Annotated in this window: 10 protein-coding genes; all 10 read right to left on the minus strand. The window is 54.5% G+C overall.

Annotated features, from left to right (window positions below; all coding sequences use genetic code 11):
- Positions 1-13 precede the first annotated feature (13 nt).
- Positions 14-3,160 (minus strand): alpha-mannosidase, encoded by a 3,147-nt coding sequence (locus NYE24_RS10245; RefSeq protein WP_342479223.1) that lies wholly within the window; start codon positions 3,158-3,160, stop codon positions 14-16.
- A gap of 17 nt (positions 3,161-3,177) precedes the next feature.
- Entirely contained in the window at positions 3,178-5,472 is a 2,295-nt protein-coding gene (locus tag NYE24_RS10250) for a glycoside hydrolase family 3 N-terminal domain-containing protein (protein WP_342478599.1), read from the minus strand.
- Between the two features lie 41 nt (positions 5,473-5,513).
- Positions 5,514-6,431 (minus strand): carbohydrate ABC transporter permease, encoded by a 918-nt coding sequence (locus NYE24_RS10255; RefSeq protein WP_341184689.1) that lies wholly within the window; start codon positions 6,429-6,431, stop codon positions 5,514-5,516.
- Between the two features lie 29 nt (positions 6,432-6,460).
- A complete protein-coding gene (locus NYE24_RS10260; RefSeq protein WP_076084393.1) occupies positions 6,461-7,387 on the minus strand; it encodes an ABC transporter permease subunit in 927 nt (308 codons plus the stop codon).
- Positions 7,388-7,477: 90 nt separating this feature from the next.
- Positions 7,478-8,983 carry an ABC transporter substrate-binding protein gene (locus NYE24_RS10265; protein WP_036699547.1) on the minus strand — a complete coding sequence of 502 codons (1,506 nt, stop codon included), beginning with the start codon at positions 8,981-8,983 and terminating at the stop codon, positions 7,478-7,480.
- A gap of 277 nt (positions 8,984-9,260) precedes the next feature.
- Complete coding sequence (locus tag NYE24_RS10270) at positions 9,261-10,778, minus strand: response regulator transcription factor (RefSeq protein ID WP_036699549.1); 1,518 nt, start codon at positions 10,776-10,778, stop codon at positions 9,261-9,263.
- On the minus strand, positions 10,771-12,597 hold the full coding sequence (locus tag NYE24_RS10275; protein ID WP_305954406.1) for a sensor histidine kinase: 1,827 nt from the start codon (positions 12,595-12,597) through the stop codon (positions 10,771-10,773). The genes NYE24_RS10270 and NYE24_RS10275 overlap by 8 nt, the downstream gene beginning before the upstream one ends.
- A 142-nt stretch (positions 12,598-12,739) precedes the next feature.
- Positions 12,740-15,547 carry a hypothetical protein gene (locus NYE24_RS10280; protein ID WP_342478600.1) on the minus strand — a complete coding sequence of 936 codons (2,808 nt, stop codon included), beginning with the start codon at positions 15,545-15,547 and terminating at the stop codon, positions 12,740-12,742.
- 543 nt (positions 15,548-16,090) lie between these two features.
- Positions 16,091-17,086, minus strand: coding sequence for a glycoside hydrolase family 43 protein (locus NYE24_RS10285; RefSeq protein ID WP_036699555.1), 996 nt, complete (start codon positions 17,084-17,086; stop codon positions 16,091-16,093).
- The gene (locus NYE24_RS10290; RefSeq protein ID WP_342478601.1) at positions 17,083-18,606 is read right to left on the minus strand and encodes a glycoside hydrolase family 43 protein; all 1,524 of its coding nucleotides are present in this window, start codon (positions 18,604-18,606) and stop codon (positions 17,083-17,085) included. Before NYE24_RS10290 ends, NYE24_RS10285 begins: the two co-directional genes overlap by 4 nt.
- Positions 18,607-18,861 lie beyond the last annotated feature (255 nt).

Consider the following 18,861-nt stretch of genomic DNA (forward strand, 5'->3'; position numbering starts at 1 on the left):
GTCTCCTTCTCGCTTAATCTATAGTAGGATGAATAATCTTAATCGTCTTAATCTCGAATGGATGGAAGTCTAGCGTCAGCACGCCGTCTTCATCCGGCAGCAACTCTGTCTCTTCCTCCAGTGCATTGGACAGATAGATAGCGGAGTGCGGCAGCGGCCAGCTGATCCGAACGGTCTCGCGTCCCCCGGCTGATTCATACAGCCGCAGGATACTGCCCTTACCATCTTCCGCCAGCTTGACGGTATCCAGCACCACCTGCTTCCCTTCATAGGGAAGGAAGGAGCCGGTGGACGGATGCTGTCCCGCACTCGCCTCGCAGGCTACCGCGTAGGAAGCATGATTCAACTCAGCGGCCTTGCGCTGGGTATGCGCCGAACGCCAGTCTCCGGTATGCGGGTAGAGCGAATAGGTGAATTCATGCTCTCCCTGATCGGCCGAATGATCCGGCCAGCGCGGTGCGCGCAGCAGGGACAAACGGATGGTGCTACCCTGCGTGTCATAGCCGTATTTGCAGTCGTTCAGCAGGCTGACACCGTAATCATGCTCCGACACATCGGCATAGCGGTGCCCGCAGACCTCATACTGCGCCTGCTCCCAGCTGGTGTTACGGTGCGTAGTCCGCTCCAGTGCGCCGAACGGAATCTCATACGTAGCCTTGCTGGTCACTACATCAATCGGGAAGCCAACCTTCAGCAGCTTGTGGGCTTCGTGCCACTCGACCTTCGTCTTGAAGTCAATCCGCTTGTCGGTGTGGTACAGGATCAGCTCCTGCTGGATTTCCGATTGGCCTAGACTCCAGCGGAAGAACAATACATCGCAGACAGGACCTGTGGACAGCAGCCGCTTCTCCAGCAGTACCGCTGCTCCGGCAGGTTGCTCCTCATAACGGCTGTCGATATCCCAGGCATCCCAGAGAATCGGACGGTCATGGAAGAAATGCAGCCGGTTCAGCGCTTCCCCGGACTTCACAATCTCGCGCCCGGCTTCTTTGTCATACAGGCTGATGATCTCGCCCAGCTCGTTGAACTGGAGCTGGTAGTAACCGGTCTCCCAACGATCTTCGAACGTATCGGAGTTCGCCGCAGAGATTGAGTTATTGCCTGCATCCGATGCGTCTGCCCCCTGCGCCTCTTCCCGCAGCCACACGGTTGCATACCCGAATGCCGGAACCTCCGGCACCCGCACACGCAGGACCGTTTGCTTGCCTTCTGTAGTCAGCTCTGCCGGAAGCCGTGTTCCGTTTCCGTCATAGACGGCGACAGTAGCAGGCACCACTTCAGAGCCAACCGCAAGCTCGGTTACCATATCCCGGGTCCAGCCCAGACCGTTCAGGATGACATAAGGCTGTCCCTCTCCACGGGTATCAATAGCCGATACGGCAGCCTCCATGACGGACTTCAGGCAGCTCTCCCCAAGGATGAAGATATTCTTGTATTCCTTGTCCGAAGTCTCATAGACCTCAGGAATCGACGAGCCGGGGATAATATCATGGAACTGGTTCAGCAAAATCATCTTCCAGCCTTCATGCAGGGCTTCCCCTACCTCTTCCCTCCGCTGCGGTGTCAGCCCGTGTCCAGCCAGCGTCTGCCATAGCTCAGCTTCCCGGTACAGAATCTCGGCCTTGCGGTTATTGCGCTTGTTCCGTGCATGGGTCGTATAGGTCCCCCGGTGCAGCTCAAGGTATAGATCGCCCTGCCAGACCGGCAGCTCAGGTGCAGCCTGCTCGATGCCTGCGAAGAAATCTGCCGCCGTGCTGTAGCTAGAGGCAGGTTGACCTACCATCAGCTCTGAACGCGACAGGTATTCCAGCATCTCCCGCGTCACGCCGCCACCGCCGTCGCCGTGTCCGTAGAGCAGCATTTGCTCGCTGTGAACGGCTTTTTGGCGGTAGGACTGCCAGTGCTCATGGATATCCTTCGGCAGCGTATTCTCATTCACGCCATGGTTCATATAGGATAATAGCGCTGTCCCGTCGATTCCGACCCAGTGGAACAGATCATACGGGAACAGGTTCGTGTCATTCCATCCAAGCTTCGTGGTCATGAAGTAACGGACCTTGCCGTGCTTCAGAATCTGCGGCAGGGAGGCGCAATAACCGAAGGTGTCCGGCAGCCATTCAATCTCGGACTGCTGGCCGAACTCCTCCTGGTAGAAGCGCTGTCCGTACAGCATCTGCCGCATCAGCGATTCCCCGCTCGGGATATTCAGATCCGGCTCGACCCACATGCCCCCGACCAGCTCCCAGCGGCCTTCCTGAATCCGTGCCTTCACCTTCGCGTACAGCTCAGGATCATTGTCCTTCAGATAAGCGAACAGCTGCGGCTGGCTCTGGGCATAGCGGTATTCCGGGTACTCCTCCATCAGCGCATGTACGCTCGAGAAGGTCCGGCTGGTCTTGCGCACCGTCTCCCGGGCAGGCCATAACCAGGCGATGTCGATATGCGACTGCCCGATCATATGAATGAATCCTTCGCTGTTGCCGCCGATGGCCTTCACTTTTGCCACCAGCTCCTGCTCAATCGCCTCTATCCCCTTGCCAGCCTGCGAAACGTCAGTCCCCAAATTCACATAAGCATCCATCGCCTGATGCAGTGCCTCCAGCATGCGAACGCGCCGGAAGTCCTGCTCCGGCAATAGCAGCATCGAATCCCGGACGACGGTAACTGTGTACATCAGCGATTGTACAGGCAGGTTCACTCTGACCAGCGCTGCGGTAATCGACCGGACCGGCGGCTGAATGACCGCTTGTTTATTCAATGGGTCATCCGGCTCAGGGATCGGATCATAGAGCTCAATCTCAATCTCCGGGTGTCTGCCGCCCGTCTCCGGATTCAGGGAAGCATAGGTATGATTGCGGTCAATCCCCTGCTGGGAGGCTCCGTTCACACGCAGCAGCCCTTCGCCGCCGGAGTGGAAGATCAGCCCGGTATCCTTATCGGTCCAGTCCGCCGGGATATCCAGGGTGGTGCGGAAGTAATAGGTGGTGCCTTGCACGCTCGGAAACAATCCGAACGACTCGCTGCCCGAATAAGGCTGTGCTTCGTCATAGTGTCCCGGCTGCCGGTAGATGGTGGAGAAGACCTTCCAGTCATCAAGCACCCGGTATTCCAGCCACTGCTGCTGCGAGCATTCACGAATGAACCGGTTAATCCGTTCGATGTTTATCTGCTCCATCTTTAGTCCTCCGTAACCGTAAGATCTATATTCAGCGTGTCATTCACATTCCTGCCGACACCGATGCGGAAGGTTCCCGGCTCGTCCACCAGCTTGTAGTCTGTCCCGATATAGCTCAGATGCTCTGCATTCAGTGTGAAGCTCACCTTCTGCTTCTCTCCCGGCTCCAGTACGATTTTGCGGAAGCCCTTGAGTTCCTTGGCCGGTCTAGTCACCTTGCTGACCAGATCGGAAATATATAACTGCACGACCTCCGCACCGCTGCGGGAGCCTGTATTCTCCACTTCCACTGTAACCTCAGCCGTTCCGTCAGTCCCGATCACCGCAGGCTCGACCTGTAGTCCGCTATAGCTGAATTCGGTGTAGCTGAGTCCAAAGCCGAACGGATAACGCGGCTGCGAATTCCCTTCCAGATAGCGGACTCCCCGGGAACGTTTGCCTAAGTAATACACTGGCAATTGTCCTACATCCTCAGGGAGAGAGAGAGTCAGCCTGCCGGACGGATTGACATCGCCGAACAGAATATCCGCAATGGCGTGGCCGCCTTCCTGCCCTGGATACCAGGCTTCGAGAATGGCATCTGCCTGCTCATCGATCCAAGGTTCAGCAATGGGACGCCCGTTGATATACACGACGACTACCGGCTTACCGAGTGCCTTCAGCTCCTTCATCAGCTCCAGCTGAACACCGGACAAATGAAGCGACATGCGGTCGATGCCTTCGCCGCAGTCCATATCGCTAAGCGCATTCTCTGTCACCTTCGAGGCTCCGGTCCGCAGATCGATGCTGCCTTCACCGAAGTCACGGGCGCTTGACCCGCCCAGAGCCAGTACAACGATATCTGCTTCGGCAGCTACCTTACGTGCAAGCTCAAAGCCCTCTGTGGAGCTGTCCTTGATCCGGCAGCCCGGCGCATAACCTACCCGCTCCGGCTGCGCGGCAAGCTTGGCCCGTATTCCGGCCAACACTGTAACCACACGGTCTCGCGGCTGCGGAGAGGTGTAATCGCCAAGCTGATTGTAGCCAATATCCGCATTTGGCCCGATAACCGCAACTGTCCCCTTGTCCTTAGACAACGGAAGCACTCCGTTATTCTTCAGCAGTACAATTCCCTCTGCCGCCACACTGCGCGCCAGCTCTGCATGCTCTGCGCTGCCAATCACCTGCTCTGCCACATCGGGATCGGCATACGGCTGTTCAAACAGGCCCAGCCGGAACTTCAGCTCCAGCACACGCGCCGCCGCCTGATCCACGAGCTGCTCGTCCAGCCGCCCGGAGCGCAGCGCCTCCAGCAGATATCCGCCGAACATGACGCCGGACATCTCCATATCAATTCCGGCAGTAAGCGCCTGCACCGCAGCATCCTCTCCGCTGTCCGCTGTATCATGACCCGAGGCCAGCATATCGATGGCACCGCAATCGGTAATGACCATGCCCTTGAAGCCCCATTCGCCGCGCAGAATCTCTTCAAGCAGCTCCCGGTTCGTGGTACAAGGCACGCCGTCAATCTCGTTATAGGCTGGCATAATGGAGACCGCTCCCGCTTCCACCGCTTTGCGGAACGGGTACATATCGACTTCCAGCAGCTCGCGCTTGCCGATATGCGCCGGACCGGCATTCCGGCCGCCCTCTGAGCTGCCATAGGCTACGAAGTGCTTGAGGGTTGCGCCCACACTGGACGCGCTGTCCAGCCGCTCGCCCTGTAGTCCTTCTACAGAAGCTACGGCATATTCGCCGATGAGATACGGGTCTTCCCCGAAGCATTCCTCGGTCCGGCCCCAGCGCGGATCACGTACCACATCCAGCACAGGGGAATAGGTCACGGCTCCGCCCTGCGCCCGGGTCTCACGCGCTACTGCCCGGGACATCTCCCGGTAGAGGTCCACATTCCAGGTGCTGCCGATCAGCAGCGGAACCGGGAATACCGTGGCCCCGATGGCCATGTGTCCATGCGAGCATTCCTCACCGATCAGGAGAGGAATACCCAGTCTCGAATGCTCCAGCACATAACGCTGAATCGAATTCACAGCCTCTGCTCCGGCCCGCGCATCCAGCCCGCTCTCCAGTGTAACTCCTGTCCAGGGATCGGCCCGCAGGGTTCCGTATAATGCGCCAACGCCGCCTTCGCGGATCTGGCGCTTGAAGTCTTCGGTCAGCTCTATCGTTCCATCTGTATGATTATAGGTCTGCCATCCGAACAGCTGCACCAGCTGGCCGACCTTCTCTTCCGGCGTCATCAGCCCGAGCAGATGCTTTGTCCGCTCCTTGACGGGCTGTGTACGGTCTCTATATAACATCCTGGCTCCACCCTCTCCTTTGATCTTAATCTATATATCTCTTACTCCTTAACCGCCCCAACAGTAAGACCCTGAATGAAGTAACGCTGGAAGAACGGATATGCGAAGATAATCGGTCCGGTTGCCAGCACCACCATCGCCATACGCGAGGTATCCTGCGGCATGGAGCGGAGCGCTTCCAGACTTAGCGAGCTGTTCTGCGAGTTCTGCAGAATGAACTGCATGCTGGTCTCGATCCGCATCAGCATCGACTGCAGCGGCACCAGGTTCGGATTATCAATATAGAGCAGCGCGTTGAACCAGTCATTCCAGTACCCCAGGGTGCTGAACAGGCCAATTGTAGCGAGACCCGGTAAGGACAGCGGCAGCACAATTCCGAGGAAGGTTCGGAACTCTCCGGCGCCGTCGATTTTGGCCGACTCGATCAGCGCATCCGGCACACTTGTGATATAGAAGGTTCGCAGAATCATAATGTAAAAAGCATTCACCGCCAGCGGCAGCACCAGCGCCCAAATGCTGTCCTTCAGGCCCAGCATCTGTGTCACGACAATATAGGTCGGAACCAGCCCGCCGTTAAACAGCATGGTGAAAAAGGAAAAAAACGCGAAGAAATTACGGTATTTGAAGCTTTTACGTGAAATGGCATAGGCGTAAAGTGAAATAATAAGCAGGCTGACAATCGTACCGATGACTGTTACAGCAATCGTCACCCCGTAGGAACGGAGCAGCGTGTCCCCTGAGCTAAATACATATTTGTAGGCTTCAAGACTCCATTTGGCCGGGATTAACCGATAGCCGTCCCGCGCAAGCGCCCCTTCGTCCGTGAACGAGATGAGAACAACGAACAGGAACGGGAAGATACACAGGATGGCAAAGCCCCCGGCGATACAGTTGAAGATGGTATTGAGCACCGGCGACAGCCGATGGAAATCGCGCGATTTCGCAGCGTTAGCAGACATTTGGATGACCTCACTTTCCTTCTTTTTCCCTAGAATAATGCACTGTCCTTATCGAATTTGCGCACGATGTAATTGGAGGTAAGAACCAGCACGAACCCGACCACTGATTGATACAAGCCCGCAGCCGTACTCATTCCGATCTCGCCGGTAGTCTTGAGTCCACGGTATACATACGTATCGATAACGTTGGTCACGCTGTAGAGCGTCCCCGAATCTCTCGGCACCTGATAGAACAGCCCGAAGTCCGCATAGAAAATCTTCCCGATCGCAAGCAGCGTCATAATGATAATGATCGGCTTCAGCATCGGCAGTGTGATACTGCGGATCTGCTGGAGCTTGCTGGCTCCGTCGATCATCGCCGCTTCGTAGAGGGACTTGTCGATACCCATAATTGCGGCTAGATAGACCACGCTGTTATAGCCGACGGCCTTCCATAGGAATACAAATATAATAATGAACGGCCAATATTTCGATTCCGAATACCAGGAGATATTGCTGCCGAACATGGCGTTAAGCAGTCCCCGCTCCGAGCTCAGGAAGCTGAATGCGAAATATCCCACAACGACCCAGGACAGGAAGTACGGCAGGAACATGCCTGTCTGATAGAACTTGGCCAGCTTCTTATTAGCAATCTCGGACAGCACCACCGCCATCAGCACTGACAGAATCAGGCCCAGGCCAATGAAGGCTATGTTATACAAAAGAGTATTACGTGTGATCAGATAGGCATCATTGGTGCTGAACAGGAATTTGAAATTATCCCAGCCGACCCATTTGCTGTTGATGATGCTGGCCCAGAAGCCATCCCGGCTGAAGCGGTACTCCTTAAAAGCAATGACCGTACCCACCATCGGCAGGTAGGAGAAGAACAAAAACCACAGTGTGCCCGGCAAAACCATAAACAGCAGCACTTTATTTCTCAATATATCCTTGGCGGACTTTCCTATTTTCCCCATACTTCTAGTTCCTCCTATGCCGGAAAATTCTTATATTCACAAAAAGATCGGGCCAAGTCTAAATCAACCCGCCCGATCTTGAATAGAATGCTACTTATTATTCGCTGCTTTCCAGGCGTCGATCTGTGTTTGAGCTTCGGCAATAATTTTATCCAGACCAGCAGCCTTTAATTTCTCGTTAGCCTTGGTCAGGTACTCTTCCGAATCTACAGATCCGGTCATCAGCGGTGCCCAGAATTCTTCCTTCACGTTCTGAACAGCGGCGATTTCATTCGTCACCTTGGACGTATCGAAGTTGAAGCCGAGCAGCGGTGCGTTGATACCAGCATCATTGAATTTCTTGAATTCTTCCCATTTGTTCTCAGGGTCGCCTTCATTCAGATAGTTGATCATGATGTTACCCAGGGAGAAGGTAGGCATATCGTAGTTCTTCGCATCCGGGAGGTTCTTGATCATGTTGTCGCTGATCTTCTCGTAATGCACGCCTTCGATCCCGGAGTCAATCATGTTGCGCAGCTTAGGATCTGTGTTCAGCAGGTTCAGGAACTCCATCGCTTTCTCAGGATACGCGGAGTTAGCGGAGATGGCCTGCATGGAGCCCATTACGGACCAGTTGTAGATATAAGGCTGGCTGGCTGGTGTGGACACGACCGGATACCCGTAGCTTGCGGACCACAGATTGTCAGCCATCGGCTGGGTGGATGCACGGTCAGTGAACCATTTGCCGGCTTTGTACAAGTCATCTACCGACGAGGTAGTCGCTACTTCAGGGGAGATATAACCCGCCTGATAGAATTTGCGGACCGTCTTAAGCGCTTCCTTGATGTCTGGAGTTTCCAGGATGTTAACCACTTTGTAGTCCTTGGTGTCCATATAGACAGCCATCGGCATCTTCTCAATCACATAGTCAAAAGGCATAACTGGCATGAAGTCCTTGACCATCGCGTAAGGAGTGACTCCAGGCTCGTTTTCTTTGATCGTTTTGAGCAGCGGCTCCAGATCCGCCATCGTCTTCACGCTGGTCAGATCCAGCTTGTATTTGTCGAGCAGCTCTTTATTGAAGCGGAAGACCTCTTGAGCCGGAAGCTCTTTGTTCGCAGGAATCGCATAATTGTGGCCGTCTACCTTGGAGCCTTCCAGGAAGGCCGGGTCAATCGTATCCACAATGCCCTTGCCCTGATTCTTCAGCAGATCATCGAGCTGCAGGAAGGCACCCTTACGTGCATTCTGCACATAATCGAAGGCCCAGGAGGAGGTGAACAGGATATCCATCGGCTCACCGGAAGCTGCCATAACCTGCATTTTTTGCGTATAGTCGCCGAAGTCGAGCATTTTGATATCCAGTGTTGCGTTGATTTTCTCAAGTGTGTATTTATTGACTTCTGTGAGCACCTTGTCCATATCTTTCTGCGGTGGCCCGATCGTGTACCAGATCAGTTCCACAGGTTTCTCTGTAGCCTCCGAGGCTTTGTTGCCGCCTGAAGCTGCTTCTCCGCCTGCATTGTTCTTACTGTTTCCCCCGCACGCCGTTAGCGCCAGTGAAACGGTTAAAAGCGTTGTCAACAACAAGGAGAAGTGTTTCTTTTTCTTACTCATTTGCCGTACCCCCTTTTAATTAGCTGTCTGGTCTTTCAGGCTTACCGGATCTTTCCGGCTGCTGCTTTCCTTGAGCTATACCTTAACTTTATAAGATGAAAGCAGTTTCAAATAGAAGAGAAACTATAGTTTTTCAGGTATGAAATAAAGAAAATAAGCTTACCTGCAAAGGCAGGTTATTGATCTTTTACAAGGGCTGTAATGTTCTGGCGAGAAATCAATGAATACGTTATCAACGTGAATACTCTTCTTTCCTGTAACGCACAAGAGGGCTGCCTCACAGCAGCCCCTTGAATTCCGTCGGCGAGATGCCGACATATTTCTTGAATTGCTTGTAGAAATAGCCCATTTCCCAGTATCCCACATTCCTGGCGATCTCCTGAACCTTCAGGTTCGTCGAACGGAGCTGCTCCTTGGCCTTATCGATCCGGTAGCGGTTCATATACTCCGCAAACGATTCGCCAGTCATCTTATGGAACAGCTGTCCCAGATACACCGGATGAATGTTGAACATGAAGCCCAGCTTCTTCAGCGACAGATCCTCACTGTACGATTTCGCGATATAATTCAGCACCTGGTTCACCACCGGACTCTTCAGCTCCCGGTCCAGCAGTTCGATGATACTCTCTGAGGTCTGCCGGAGTGCAGCGGACAGTGCAGGCAGCGAGTTCGCCCGGCGGATCGCCGTCAAGGCCTCGGCAATACATTCCCGCTCCGTTTCACTGCGGATATCCTTGATCAGCACCCGGAAGAAAAGAATCCATTCCAGCGAGATCTCCTCCAGCATCGCTGGCGTTAACCCGTCCATACTTGGGGCTGCAAAATATAGATCCAGTTGCTCCGACAGCCCCGCCACATTCTTAGACATAATGAGCTTGGCGTAATCGCTCCAGTCTTCGGGCAGGACCGATTGCAGATCCTCCTTCCGGTCCCTCAGCTGCTCATAATAGATACTGCTGCGCTCCGGGTGAATCTCCAGGAACTCCTGTGCCTGCTTCGCCTGTTCGTAGCTTGCGGGAGCGGCGTCCACCCCGTACACAGGCGAGCCCACTGCCGAGCGCAGCTTCTCACTGCTGGTGCATAAGCCGTTAATCTCCTCCAGCATGAACGCCATCTCCGCCGCACCGGCAGAGGCTTCTTCATAGTTATGTATCAGCACCAGATCATTATCCGAATCCCAGAACATGAAGAACGAAGCCTCTGCCCCGGCCAGATCGGACACCCTCTTCCTGAAGGCATCCGTTGCCGGCTCTACCTGCAGCAGGGCAACCTGCACATAACGGCTGGTGAGCGGCAGGCCGATCAGATTCAGCCGTTCGGAGCGCTCCTGCGGATCAATCTGCCCCCGCAGCCAGCGCAGCAGCACATTATCCTTCAGCACAGAATTCGTATATTCCCACCACTGCATATCCAGCCTGGAGACGTTCAGCTTCTCCACAATCGTCTCCAGCGTCTGCTGGAACTCCTCCAGATTAATCGGCTTCAGCAGATAGTTCTCGATCCCGAGCGACAGGCCTTCCTTCACATACATGAATTCATCGAAGCCGCTCAGCACCACCACCTTCAGATCCGGGCGGAATTCCCGGACGGCACGGATCAGCTCAAGACCGGTCATCACCGGCATGGAGATATCGGTAATCAGAATATCGGCGGGAATCTCCCGCAGCTGCTCCAGCGCTTCCTGCCCGTTCTCCGCCTGCCCCGCAATTGTGAGGCCCAGCTCCTCCCAATTGAGTATATCCTGCAGACCGCTCAGAATGAACGGCTCATCATCCACAATAAACACCTTATACATCTGCGCTCTCCTCCTTCAGCGGGTATGGAAAAGTAATCGTAACCACTGTTCCAGTCCCCTCCTCACTCTCCAGCTCTACGCCGTAGGGCTTCCCGTACATCAGTCTCAGCCGCTCATGAATACTGCGCAGCCCGAACGACTCGGACCCGGACAATTCGCCGTGATCCTCCAGCACCTCGCGGAGCCGGGCCAGCCGCTCTTCCGCAATCCCCTTGCCGTTATCCGTAACCTTGACCCGGATATTCTCCAGCTCCGCTGTGATCACAATACGGATCACATTATCAGTCTGCCCTGTCCGCATGCCGTGCAGAACATAGTTCTCGATGACCGGCTGCAGCGACATTTTGAGTACAGGGAGCTCTTCCAGCTCCGGGCTGCATTCGATGGTATACGCGAACCTGTCCTTGTACCGGATACGGAATAATTCCAGATACAGGCGGCAGGCCTCCAGCTCATCCTTGAACGTATATTTCAGCTTCGGACGGACGTACGACTTGAACAGCATGGACAGGCTGTAGATCATTTCCCCCACATCCTTCGCCCCGCTCGAAATCGCCCGCATCCGGATAACCTCTAATGTATTATACAGAAAATGCGGATTCACCCTGGCCTCCAGCGTAGCGATCTCCGTATGCTTCTGTTTGATTTCCGCCTTATAGACCTGGTCGATATATTGGTTCAGTTCATCCAGCATGCTGTTGAAGCTCTTGGCAATCTGGCCTAACTCATCTTCCTTGCCGTCCACAATCCGGGTGTTCAGATCCCCGTTCTTGACTTTGCGGGTGAAGCGGATAATGCGGTGGGTCCGTTTGGCAAAATTAGAAATGAACATCGCCGGCAGCAGCACGGCAAATAGAATACAGACGAGGGCGATGGACACAATGGTGCTCCGCGCACTGCTGTAAGTCTCAGCCAGCTCCTTCTTCGAGATCAGGCTGACCACCGTATACCCCGCCTGACTCTGCGTCTGGCTGGTGACAACCATTCCATCCACGGTAACCTCCTCGCCAGCGTTCATTCCCTGCAGCTTCGGCTGCTTCCGGCCGTATCCCTTCCCTGAGGAATCGAAGATGACTTCATTCTGGGCCGAGAGTACGAGGAGGTCGCCTTTGAAGTCCTGCTTATAATTATTCATGGCCTGCCAGATAGCCTCAGAATCGAAGTAGACCAGCAGCTGACCGATATTGAGCAGCGAGGACTTATTATTGATCGGCAGCTTTACCGAGAACAGCGGGGCTGCCGGCATCCCTATACTTTTCAGCACCCAGATATTCGGAACAGAGACGACACTCTCCTCACCCAGCACCATCGAATCGGGCACAAAAGAATGCGCCGCATTGGTCGAGATCCGCTCGAACTGCCGGCGGTTGTCGTAATAATACATCACCTGCTGGTTGGCGCTGTACAGGATCAGGCCGCGGATATCGGGATCATCGTCAATCTTGTTCTGGAAATACTGGATGGCGTTCGAGGTGGACTGTTCCCCCAGCAGAAAGCGGTCCAGCCGGTGCTCGATATAATCCCTTAAGGGATTCTCCAGCAGGAAGGTCGTATTACTGGCCAGACTCGCGTCCCTGTACACATCACGGAGCATGTCCTGAACAGATTGATATTTGTTCTCCACATAATTGCTGACGCTCTCCATGCTCTTGCGCTGGATATCCATCTGGCGCTGCACTGCCGAATCCGAGATTAGCATCAGCACCAGAATGGAGAAGGCGATAATGGTGGCTATGAAGATACAGGACACGATCAGCGTGAAGCGCAGGAACATATTGTCTTTAAAATACTTGCGGTACAGCGAAAGGCTTCGCATCATTCACCTCCTAACATAGTTGCTAGCCTTGCAGGCACGGCTAGCCGGGATACACAAGAAGCGCTCCCCCCTGCTAATTTTGCCAGAGGGTGAGCGCTTTGTGTATGTTGTGCAGAATGGGCGGTACTTATTCCCTACCCGCGCCTTACGGCGTTGGTTGGCCTTTAAGGTATACAGGCTGCGACTTGTTGCCGCTGTAATCTTCCATGACCACGGTAACTACTGCTGCGGTAGAGGTGAAGCTCAGTGCGGCTTTGGTCGTGCGGCCGCGGATAATCATCGGCTTCATGCCCGCAGCACCGGACAGATAGGTGACCGGGAACGACCGGTTCTGGCCGTCTTCATTAATGTACATATACCGCCAGTCCCGGGAGCTTGGCATCGGCAGGTTCAGCGTATTGCTGTTCCAGGACCAGTTCTCTGCATAAGGCTCGGACACCTTGTCGGTGAACGTTCCGTTATAGGTTATTTTATCGGTATTTCCGGCTTGAACGGTAACCGTATACTCATCTCCGTTAACGGGCATATTCTGGAACAGCGCTGAGGCCGCCCCCTGCGGCACGGTCATTTCCCTGGATACCGGCTGCGGCGTGGTCGTCCAGTTCACCGACTTGACCGTAACCTTGATGCTGCCCTGAGCGGCGGCGGGATTCGTCCACTTCACCAGGAAGTCTCCATTCGCAGCGGATTCGGCAGTCACCTTGGATACCGCCGCATTCAGGTCGAAGGACAGCGTTGCCGCATCGCCCTCCAGCCCGTCTGCACCTACTGCCGCCACCTTCAGCACGCCGGATTTGGCCGGAAGCTTCTTAATATAGAAGGTCTCATCATATTTTCCGCCCATATAGATATCGTTCACGTAGACATTATATTGCTTTACCTTGGAGTAATCGGTGTCCATGCTCCACTTCACGATCATCTCATCCGTGCCCGACAGCGCCTGGACAATGGAGAGACCGGCAGGAGCCGATGGTCTTACCGCCGAGCCGTCATGAATCCGCAGCTGGCCGATGTTCATCTGGTAATTGGCTGCTGTAGTGGCTCCAGGGGCGAACACCAGGCCGAAGGCCGCGATCTCCCGTCCGGCATACGCGCCAAGATTAAGCTCTGCCGTAGTCCAGCCCGTGGTATGCTTCCCGCTATTCGCAACCGGCACCTTCACCACTTGATTCGGGTTGTCGCGGAAGATGAGTCCTGCGCTAAGCACAGAGGTGTCGTCTGCCGACGGCTTATTGTATACGATGGACAGCTTGGAACCAGCCTTAACGGCAAGATCGCTCTTGTAGAGACGCAGGAAGTTCTCGCTGTTCAGATTCCCGCTAACTGCCAGCGAGCTGCCGCCGTTGTAACCGCCGAGCTGCTGATAGTTCATGCGCGAATTGGCGGTCTGGTCATAACCCGGACCATAATCGAAGTCCACTTTCAGGCGGTTACCGGTAGTATCCTGCCACCATTGCCAGGTGACCGGAACATCCTGAAGACTCATGTTCGACCACTCCGCTGCGCTGGATACCGCTCCATCCTTGTAATAGGAGAGGCCGTGGCCGGTATTGAAGCTGGTATAGAAGTTAGAATCCTTCACCACCGAGCGCTCAGCAATGACCGAAGCGATCCCCGGCCAGTAGCGGGTATCGGCGTATACATCGGCTGCCGTATTGACTGAGGATACCGCTGTGTTCTTCGGATTGACCTGCGGTCCTGACCACCATAGCTGCTCGCGCAGGTTCGTCATCCATTGGTATTGGTTATCCGTACGGTTCGAGACGGGCCAGGACTTATTCATGTCCTCATCCAGGCCGGCATGTACAAAGTCCGCTCCCAGTGTCGCCAGGCTGGTCCGGGGAATTCCCCCGGACAGCTTGCTGCTCAGCGCTGAGCCCTGCACGCTCTTGAAGCGGTCGCGCCCTGCTTCCAGTCCTGCGAAGCCAGTCTCAAAGAGATTGTAGCTCGTCCCCTGAGCTGCGTTGAGGCTATTCAAGTAATTCGCTGCTGAGGTAATCTGCGAGCTACCCATGCCATAATCGAAGAAAAACGAATTCGATACCTGCTTGTGAGCTGTTTTATCGTAGAGCATGGAGATATTGTTGTTATTGAAGGTTCTGGCGAAGACATTGGCTCCGGTGGCGGTATTCAGAGAATCATACCACTGCACATACAGCCCGCCATCCTGTAGCGCTTTCATAAAAGCAATATAGTCAGGAAGATCCGCCGTCGCCACATTCGGATTCTGCTCCTCCTGATTCAGGAAATACCCGTCATACCCGAAGTATTCGGCCATTTCAATCATTTTCTCAGCCACCGGGAACTTGCCGTTCGCGTCCTTCACAATCATCTGCTTATACGTCTGCTGTCCCCGGTCATTGTTCGAGAAGAACACCCCGGCCAGTGACATAACCCCATTCTTGTGGGCGGCATCGGTATAGGTCGGATTGGGAATATTCAGCATGCCGAACTCGAACCATTTCTGCTGCCAGTCAGACTGGGCCAGATCGTCGTAATATTCCGGCGGTGTATAAGCTGTCGCCGTTCCATGCCAGTAGGAGTAATAGTCAATGTACTGCCAGAAGTTGAAGTGGTATTGGGCGAACTTGTTAGTGTACGGGGCATTCTCAATAAAAGCATTGCCGTAATCGCCCGCAACATTCATCATCTGCACCGCCGGATTCAGCGCCGGATTGGCCTGAGTCTGCTGGAAAGGTGCAATCCGCTGCTGCAAGGGAACCCGGGAGCGCAGCAGTGCCGCGTCCTGATCTCTCTGCGGACTCCAGTCCGCAATGTGCTGGCTGGTATAGCCGTGTACGCTAGGCTGATTCGCACCGTGTGCGCTTTCCCCTTTGAACGGCCAGGTGTCTCCAGCCATCACTGTCTGCGGCAGCAGGGTCACCAGCAGCGCTGTACCTAATACCGCTGAAGTCAGCTTACGAATTCTGTGTGTCCGGGATGTAGCTACCATTGTTCACTCTCCTCATTCTTCAGATTGATGAGAACGCATTCATAATAACTGGATGAATCTTCCTACTGGATGATAGTGATCAAGGTTACTATATAGCAGCACCTGCGGGGACTGATAGAAGCGAAATTAAAGATTCGCTGGTCAAATTAAAGAAAAGTCCTGTGAGATAGACCCGGGACGGTGATACGGATTTGTTTCTGCGTGCTTATTCGATGGGATGCTCATTCTGGTGGCGGCAGGCTATGCTGGACAGTTACTCAGATGGCGGACATTCTGTGCCTCTTCCCCTGCTGTCTGCTCAATCTGCTACTTTCCAACTGGCCGACGCAGCGTATCCGGTCCAATTGTGATCGGTTTTTCGATTATATTTGGCCTACACGGCGCCCCCAGTCCAATTGTGATCGGTTTCCAATTACATCCGGTCCACGCACCCTTGCCACGCCAAAAAGCAGCCCCGTTAAGAGCTGCCTCATGTTTCAACCTATGTTCCTTATTCACGCCTATTCTCGTAACACTATTTACTTTGCCAATCTATCCGCCAGCTTACTCCGCGTCCGGATAAGGATTAATACTCTGGATCGTGCCGTCGGCGTTGTACTTCAGTTCGGTGTACTTCACGCAGCGCTTGTGGTTGACGCCTTCCGACAAAGAGCTGTCGTGATAGAACAGATACCATTTGTCTTCCACTTGCACAATGGAGTGATGAGTTGTCCAGCCGATAACGGGTGAGAGGATCTCGCCCTTGAACGTGAACGGTCCCATCGGGTTCTTGCCGACCGCATACACGAGCTTATGCGTGGTTCCTGTAGAGTAGGACAGGTAGTAATTTCCGTTATATTTATGCATCCACGGGCCTTCAAAATATCTGCGTTCTTCATCTCCAGCGAGGATCGGATTCCCCTCTTCATCCACAATGGAGATCTCGGCTGGCTTACCCTGGAAGGACAGCATGTCGTCGCTAAGCAGCGCAACTTGCGGTCCAAGTGCAGGCTGATCAAGTGCCGGTCCTTCTGCATCCGCTACGAAGCTGCCAGTCTGCCATTTCTCCAGCTGGCCGCCCCAAAGTCCGCCGAAATAGATATACGCCTGGTTGTCTTCATCCACTAGTACGGCCGGGTCAATACTGAAGCTGCCTTCCATATAATTCGGCTGCGGGGTGAACGGGCCTGCCGGAGATTCCGACGTTGCCACACCCAGGCGGAAGATTCCGTCATGATCGCGGGCCGGGAAGAACAGATAGTAGGTGTTATTCTTATAAGCTGCATCTGGAGCCCAGAGCTGCTTGGAAGCCCATGGAATATCTCTCACATGCAGCGCTTCGCCGTGATCGACCACCGGGGAATCGATGCTGTCCATCGAGAGAACATGGTAATCTTCCATTTTATACTGGTCGCCGTTGTCATTGCTAGGCTCATCATGATCTAGATCGTGGGAAGGATAGATATAGATTTTGCCTTCATAGACATGGGCGGACGGGTCCGCTGTATAGATGTGAGTTACGATCGGTTGGTTAGGCTTAGGGGGTTGTTGCTGATTCATAAGGCATCTCCTTTGATATTGGAATAATAGAATCCTTCATAGTAAGCAGGGCTGGTATCCTCTGTACCGTTGCCCGAGGCATGTACGCCGAGGCAGACACCGGTGAAGCCGCCGTTGACCTCCGGGGACAGGACCGACACATGAACCGTCTCCGGGACTTCATTCCAAGACACGCCATCTGCCGAATAGGAGCAGAGGTAGGAACTGCCGTCGCAACGGAGGCGAAGCTGAACGGGACCTTGACCGCTTACCTCATACTGGTGAACCTGCCGCTCCTCACCGTTCTTCACTACAAGCTCCATCACCCGGCGGCCGCTGCGGCAAGTAAGTCCCCAGCAAAGATATCCACGGTTGTTCAGCCGCGCAGCCAGTCCGGCATGCTCGCCTTCGGTCACTGGCGTGAAGTCAAGGCTGACGCCCAGCTCCATCCGGTGATGCTGCTGGCGGAGGCATGCGAACACGGCGGGCGCCTCATCGTCCAGCGTGTAGCTGTTCCCGCGCACGGTGAGGCTTCCTGCGCGCTCAGTCCAGGAATAACGCTCCGCTTCATAGGCGCGGAGGAAGGCCCACTCCGGCCCGAAGCCGTCCTCCGGCGTAAAGTGCAGCACCTGGTCATCCAGGCTGGACTCGCCCTCAGCAATAACGGTGCCTTCATTATTGTCAATCATCGGCCAGCCGTCCTCCGTCCAGGTGACAGGAGCCAGGAAGGTCTCCCGGCCCAGCGGGGAATACCGGCCTTCCACGGGACGCATACCCAGGAAGACCGCCCACCACTGGCCAGACGTATCCTCCACCAGATCGGCATGTCCAAGGCATTGTACCGGATGCTCCTTCAGTCCCCGGTGGGTCAGGATCGGCTCAGGCTTGTCCTCGAACGGGCCGTAAGGGCTGCTGCTGCGGGCAATAATCTCCCGGTGATCGCCCGCCGTGCCGCCGGAGGCGGTCATCAGGTAGTAGACGCCCTTGATCTTGTACAGATGCGGGCCTTCGACCCAAGGGCCGTCATCGCCGCTCCAGATATTAACCGGATCCGACAGCACTTCGCCGGACAATGGATCAATCTCATACTGGATAATATGCGATTCATAGCCTGCACCGTTCTGCACCGTGACATAGGCACGCCCGTCATCATCGAAGAACAGGGAAGGATCAATGCCCCCGTGCGGCAGCAGAATCGGATCAGACCAGGGACCCTCGGGCTTATCCGCAGTCACGTAGAAATTGCCGATGCCCCGCACATCAGTAGTAATCATGTAGAAACGCCCGGCGTGATACCGGATCGTGGCGGCATAGATGCCGGACGAGCTCTTCGTAGTCCGCAGATCCAGCTGGGACTGGCGGGTAAGGACATGCCCTATCGGGGTCCAGTCGATCAGGTCCCTGCTATGGAAGATAGGCACACCCGGAAAATATTCAAAGGTACTGTTAATCAGATAGAAATCTTCATTCACACGGACCACACTGGGGTCCGGATAATACCCGGCAATTACGGGATTCCGCACATTCATAGAATGCATCATACCCTCCTCTGGAATGAAAGCAAGCGTTTACAATCGCTAGTGTTATTGTACAAGCCCTAATTGAACTTTCCTATGCGCAGACTAAAGAATTTCCCCCGAAAAAATGTATTATTCCCGCCTACATCCGATTGTACTGGAAAAATACACCGTTTGCTCGTCATTTTGCTTGAGTTAATGGTCATTTTTTGCGGATTTTTATATCAGTCCTTCTCCGCACAGCAAAAAGCCGCCCCCCAGCCATAATCTGGCTTGAGG

Source organism: Paenibacillus sp. FSL H7-0350, from assembly GCF_038593195.1.
Classification (GTDB): Bacteria; Bacillota; Bacilli; order Paenibacillales; family Paenibacillaceae; genus Paenibacillus_AQ.